Origin of the sequence: Streptomyces kebangsaanensis (assembly GCF_001906585.1) — a bacterium.
Lineage (GTDB): Bacteria > Actinomycetota > Actinomycetes > Streptomycetales > Streptomycetaceae > Streptomyces > Streptomyces kebangsaanensis.
In genome coordinates this window covers 40,215-45,647 of record NZ_JUJA01000114.1, presented here as the reverse complement: position 1 = coordinate 45,647, position 5,433 = coordinate 40,215, and the positions used below count along the sequence as shown (strand labels likewise).

The window sequence follows — 5,433 nt, the reverse complement described above, 5'->3', positions numbered from 1 at the left end:
GCTTGCGTCGCGTACGCAATGCAGGCAACCGCCGGAACGGCTCCGAGGCCGCTGTTGGCCAGACGGTTCAGTGTGGTTGGCGATTGCTCCATGAGGTTCCTCGTGTGGTCGCGCCTGCCGGCGCAGCCTACAGTCGACGGTCCGCTCGACATCATGAGCACCAGCTTGGAAGATCGCGTACGCGGATGGTCGCTGACCTGCCGGTTCCTCGCTGAGTCCCCGTGGTTTCCCGTGTCCCCCCCTGAGGCGCTGCCGTATCGGGCACGCGGCGGACACGCTCAATCGTCGGCCTGCTGGGCTTCTTGGCTTCGAGGAAGGGTCGATGCGATGGACAACGCAACCGCGAACCAGCCGAACCCGAAAGCCAGGCCGTCCCACGGCTGCGGCAACGTGGATTGGAGCCACCTGGTCGCCACGCAGATGAGCACGAGCACCAGGATCAGAAAAGGGCGCCGGACAATGTGCCTGAGTATCGCGATGAGCGATGCGCCGAACTGCCTCGGTCTCCCCGGCTTCACGTCCGGGACTGTAGCGCCGCTTCCCCCACCTTCACCACGTACGCCAACCCACCAGTCACCCCCGCTCCCATCCCGTCCGCCGTCGACCCACACCGTGCAGCAGTCCCCTATGAGTGAGCCAGCCCGCGCGGGGCGGCAAGGAGCACTGCGGGCCCGTGCTGACCGGCACCCTGGACGCTACGGCCGCGAACCGTGCGTCTGGGCTCGATTGAACAGGTCAGGAGCCCGGCCAAAGGTCCCATCACAATCTTGTCCTGACGCCCGACCGGCCCGTGCGATCCCTCGCGCATCGCACGGAAGGAAGCAGTACCCAGGACGGCAGATCGGATCGCGGTGGTCGGCGGCGTGGACACCCACACCGACTTCCACCAGGCAGCGGTGATCGACACCATTGGCCGACACCTGGCCACCGCTCCGTTCCCCACCACCCCCGACGGCTACCGCCGCCTGCTGGAGTGGATGCGCTTGCACGGTGACGTGCTCGCCGTCGGGGTTGAGGGGACCGGCGCCTACGGTTCCGAGCTCGCCCGGTTCCTTCGGGCGAACGAGGTGACCGTGGTCGACGTCGACCGCCCTGACCGCAAGGCCCGGCGGATCAATGGCAAGTCCGACTCCACCTTGCCGCACCGCCGGCCCTGGGCGGAAACCCGTGGGTCGCGGGGCGCTGATCTGGGAGTTTGAGGGCTGGGGCGGTGGCTGGTCAGGGGGCTGCGGCTGCCGTCGGTCGGGTTCGGCGCGGTTGTGGGTCACGCCTGTTCCAGAGCGTCTCCGAACTCGCGCAGGGTCTTGCCGTGGTGGCTGCGGGCCAGTTCGTGACCGACGGCGATGGCGAGGGCGACCGGCCATTCGACGAGGTCGAGTGCGGCGAGGAGGCCGAGGCCCGCGAGGTAGGCGAGCTGGTCCCCCGGTGGCAGTTCGAGCCGGTGGCCGCCCAGGTGGACGGTCATCGCGTCGCCCGAGAGGACGCGTTCGGCCGCGGCGCGGGCGCCGTGGGGCCTGGTGGGCGCTGTGCCGGGGGCTGTCCGGCTTGCTTGCACGGTCATGTCGCGTCCCGTTTCACCGGCTGGTGCCGGGCATCCGCTCGATGTCTCCGGCTCTCCTTCCACGCTAGCCCGATATGTCGCGGTGCCCCACTTCGGACGTCAGTCCTGGATCGTCCTCTTCTTGCGGACGATGCTCAGCGCCGTGGCGCCCAGGACCAGCAGGCTGAGGCCGGTCACGGCGATCAGGGGGGTGGAGTCGGTGCCGCCGGTGTCGGCGAGGTTGGTGTCGGTGGCGGGGAGGCCGACCGTGGCGGGGCTGGGATCGCCGAGCGTCCGTGGGGCGGTGCCGGCCGGGCTGCCCTGGGTCTCGCAGTCCAGGACGCCGGTGAAGCGCTGTCCGTGGCCGCCCGGGCCGGTGATCGTGAAGTCGTAGGCCTGGTCCTCCTGGAGCGGGATCGTCACCGTCTCGGTGGCGCCCGCGGCGACGGTGTGCCGGGTGCCCATCAGCTCGAAGGTGAACGGCTCGTCGCCCTTGTTGGCCGCGGTGATGTCCAGGCCGCCCGCGGCGCAGTTCTTCGCCGCGGACAGCGCGGGTATCGCGCCCTTCGCGGCCCAGGTGGCACGGGCGGTCGCGGAGACCGTGGACTCGCTGGAGCCGGCCAGGATCTGGGTCTGGCTGCGGCTGTCGGAGGTGAAGGCGCGGCCGACCGGCACGGTGGTGGAGGCCTGCACGGTCAGCGTGGCCGCGCCGTCCGCGGTGTCCTCGGGGACCTCGAAGAACACCTGGCTGCCGTTCCCGGCAGACGTGATCTCCTTGCCGTCCTCGCCGACGATCCGCACACCGCTGGTGGCGGCGCCCGCGGGAGGCGTGAGCGTCACACTGCTCGCGTCCGTGCGCACCGTCACCGGGCCGAGCCGCTCGCCCGGGTGGCCGGAGACGGCCGGCGGGTCGAGGGTCAGCGAGGCCCGCGGTTCGGGCAGGTCGCGGGCGCTCTTCTCCAGGTAGTCCGCGAGCTTCTCGGCCTCCGGGCCGACGGCCTCGACGTCCGCGCCGTCGGAGTAGCGCCAGATGGCCACCTGGGTGCCGGCCGCCGCGTCCTGCTCGGTGAGGTTCTTCACGCCCGCCTTGGTGGCGAGCGCCGCGAGGTCGTTCACCTGCGGGTAGGAGTTCCGCAGGATCCAGCGGATCTTCCCGGCGTCCTCGTTGGCCGCCAGCGAGGTGCCGCTCCACGGCGTCTCGTGGTACTTGGCGTCCCGCTGGGTGGGGGTGTGCATGTCGATGCAGTAGGTCTGCAGGGTGCCGCCGCCGTCGACGGACATCTCGAACAGGCCCGCGGAGACCTGGTGGTCCCCGCCGTCGTCATGGATGACGGCGGTGCCGTAGGTCTTCAGGCCGCCCAGGGTGGCACTCGCCCCGCCCGGACTCTGCGGCGCCCCCTCGGCGGCGGCCGGGCCGGCGGCGGCCATCACGCCGGCGGCGACGAGTCCCGACACCAGGGTCGCGGCGGCGAGACGGGCCGCCCCTCTTCCGCGCGCGGACGGCGCGGAGTACCAAGCACACACGGTGTTCCCCTTCGAGCAGGACCGTCGACCTGGGGGGCGCGGTCCCACCAGCAGAATCTTCCGGCCCCAAGAGCCATGCCCGGCATCCTATGGACCGCCCGCACCACCACTTGGCTGTCGTATCGTCAGATCACTGATCCGAATCGGAATCGTTATGACCAAGATCGACTCACGCCACCTGTCAGGCCGTCACCGCGGCCGTCGGCTCCGGCCGTCGCGGTGAGGGCGCGTCCGGGGCCGGTGTCTCCCACGCGGGTTCCGGCCTCGGGGGCGAACCCGCCTGCTGCGGGTCCGTCCTGACGGTGCGCCGGAAGGCCGTCGTGCCCCGCGCCAGGTCGTGGCCGATCGCCAGGGCGTCGATGTCCGCCCAGGTCCTGCTGGTGCCGTCGCGGGTCTCCGTGCGCACCTTCAGCCGGCCCTGCACGATGACGGGGTCGCCCACGTTCAGCGACGCCACCGCGTTGCCGGCGAGCTGACGGTTGGCCCACACCGTGAAGAAGTTGGTGTGCCCGTCCGTCCAGGCGCTCTTCTCCCGGTCCCAGTAGCGCGAGGTCACCGCCAGCCGGAACCGCGCCGAGGCGCCCGAGGGCAGTTCCCGGTGCACCGGCTGCGTCGCCACGTTGCCCACGGTGCACACGATCGTCTCGTTCATCGTCCGCTCCCCTCCTCCGCCCGGCCGTCCGGTCCGGGCGGACACGCGTGCGGGCCCGTCCCGCACGGCTGCGTCTGCCGTGACGACCGCGTCCGCCGCGATCGCCGCGGAACCAGACTGCCTCCGCCGGGCCGGGCCCGCCGGCGCCTGTGGACCACCGCCCGCCTGTGGAGAACTCCCTCACCCGTGCGGGTGACAGAGGCCCCCGGCCCGGCTCACCGCGTCCCCGTCCCCATGACCCGTGCGTACTGCTCGCGCACCTCCCGGTACCGCAGCAGCTCCGCCGCCACCGGATCCAGCACCCGGGCACGGCCGCACCCCGCCGCGGCCTCCCGCAGCCGGCGCTCCGCCTCCTGCCCGTACCGCCGTGCCGGTCCGCGCGCCGCGATCCGGCAGCTCCACTCCACGAGCGGCCCGCCGACGATGCCGGCGATCATGAGCAGCACCGGCACCCCCAGGTTCGGCGCCATCACCCCGACGATCTGGCCGACCAGCCACAGCCCCCCGACGACCTGGAGGAGCGTCATCGCCGCCTGTGCGAGGACCGCGGCCGGCCACCAGCCCGGGCGCGGCGGCCGCCCCGGGGGCAGGCCGGTCCGCGCCGCCAGGTCGTCCAGCGCCTCGGGCAGCCCCTGGGCGCCGCGTACGGCGGCCTCGCGCACCGCCTGCGCCCACGCCGGGGGCAGGCCGGCCGAGGCCCGGTCGGCCACCGTGCGCACCGCCTGTTCGACGCGCTGCCGGGCGGTGGCCTCCTCGTCCGGCTGCGTGCGCAGCGACAGGCGGCCGGTGGGCGGCTCGCGCAGGTCCTGGCACCACCGCCACAGCCGCAGCCAGGGCGTGCCGCAGGCCTTGCCCGCGTTGCGCAGCCAGGCCCGCTCGGCCGCCTCGCCCGCCGCGGTGGCGCCCACCGAGTCCGCGAGCCGTGCCGCGAACTCCTCGCGCGCCTCCTCGCTGAGCCCGGCACCCCTCCGGGTGGCGTACACGGGCCGCAGACGCACCGCCGCGGCGTCCACGTCGGCCGAGACCCGCCGCCCCGCGGCCCCGCGCTCGGCCACGAACTGGCCGAGCGCCTCGCGCAGTTCGTCGATGCCGTCCCCGGTGAGCGCGGACAGCGCCAGCACGGTGGCGCCCGGCTCGCCGTAGTCGCCGAGCGCGATCCCGTCCTCGTCGAGCAGCCGTCGCAGGTCGTCCAGGACCTGGTCGGCGGCCTCGCCGGGCAGCCGGTCGACCTGGTTGAGGACGACGAACATGATCTCCGCGTGGCCGGCCATGGGCCGCAGATAGCGCTCGTGGAGGACGGCGTCCGCGTACTTCTCCGGGTCGACGACCCAGATGACGGCGTCGACGAGAGCGAGGATGCGGTCCACGTGCTCGCGGTGCTGCACGGCGGCCGAGTCGTGGTCGGGAAGATCCACCAGGACCAGCCCGCGCAGCTGCGGGTCGGGCTCCGGGCCCTGCAGGGGGCGTCTGCGCAGCCGCCCCGGGATGCCGAGGCGGTCGATGAGGCTCGCCGCGCCGTCGCTCCAGCTGCACGCGATGGGCGCCGCGGTGGTCGGCCGGCGTACGCCGGTCTCCGAGATGGCCACCCCCGCGAGCGCGTTGAACAGCTGGGACTTGCCGCTGCCGGTGGCGCCCGCGATGGCGACGACGGTGTGCTGCCCGGAGAGCCGGCGCCGCGCCGCCGCCTCGTCGAGGACGCGGCTCGCCTCGGCGAGGG

The 5,433-nt window shown here is 73.3% G+C and carries 5 protein-coding genes; 1 reads left to right on the top strand and 4 read right to left on the bottom strand.

Annotated features, from left to right (window positions below; translation table 11 throughout):
- Nucleotides 1-863 precede the first annotated feature (863 nt).
- Entirely contained in the window at nucleotides 864-1,199 is a 336-nt protein-coding gene (locus RH94_RS16970; protein WP_234425831.1) for an IS110 family transposase, read from the top strand.
- Nucleotides 1,200-1,264: 65 nt separating this feature from the next.
- On the opposite strand, the gene RH94_RS16965 is transcribed toward RH94_RS16970, so the two are convergent.
- The 4 genes from RH94_RS16965 to RH94_RS16950 form a co-directional block, all read right to left on the bottom strand.
- Nucleotides 1,265-1,561, bottom strand: coding sequence for a hypothetical protein (locus RH94_RS16965; protein ID WP_073948425.1), 297 nt, complete (start codon nucleotides 1,559-1,561; stop codon nucleotides 1,265-1,267).
- A gap of 99 nt (nucleotides 1,562-1,660) precedes the next feature.
- A complete protein-coding gene (locus RH94_RS16960) occupies nucleotides 1,661-3,064 on the bottom strand; it encodes a Cys-Gln thioester bond-forming surface protein (protein ID WP_073948424.1) in 1,404 nt (467 codons plus the stop codon).
- A 181-nt stretch (nucleotides 3,065-3,245) separates the two neighbouring features.
- The gene (locus RH94_RS16955) at nucleotides 3,246-3,716 is read right to left on the bottom strand and encodes a single-stranded DNA-binding protein (protein WP_073948423.1); all 471 of its coding nucleotides are present in this window, start codon (nucleotides 3,714-3,716) and stop codon (nucleotides 3,246-3,248) included.
- Nucleotides 3,717-3,931: 215 nt separating this feature from the next.
- The coding region (locus tag RH94_RS16950) for a YfjP family GTPase (protein ID WP_234425830.1) at nucleotides 3,932-5,433 on the bottom strand (1,502 nt) is incomplete at its 5' end.